We start from the raw sequence: 337 nt of genomic DNA on the forward strand, positions 1-337 counted from the left end.
GTTGTATGGATTTTCCAGTGTCAAAAGTCCGTATTAACCCCGGTAATATCGGCGACAAGGAAAAAGTTCGCTCTGTACTGGAAAAAGCCGCAAATAGGGGAATTCCTTTGCGTATCGGGGTAAACGCAGGTAGCCTGCCCCTAGACCTTCGTGAAAGGGTAGAGCAGGGCTTTAGTACCGCAGAGGCGCTTGCCCAAGCTGCGGAAAGGGAAATATCGGTCTTTAATGAGTTTGGATTTACCGAATATCTTGTATCAATGAAAGCCAGTGGAATTGCCGATACTATAAATGCAAACAAAATTCTCCGGCTTTGGTCTCCTGCAATCCTCCATGTGGG

1 protein-coding gene is annotated in these 337 nt (G+C 46.9%); it reads left to right on the plus strand.

Annotated elements, in window-relative coordinates; genetic code table 11:
• Positions 1-17: 17 nt before the first annotated feature.
• Positions 18-337, plus strand: a 320-nt coding sequence (locus ACYVTD_RS18485) for a flavodoxin-dependent (E)-4-hydroxy-3-methylbut-2-enyl-diphosphate synthase (protein WP_461249055.1), incomplete at its 3' end; no start/stop codon positions are given.

The organism is Treponema sp. R6D11 (assembly GCF_054786075.1).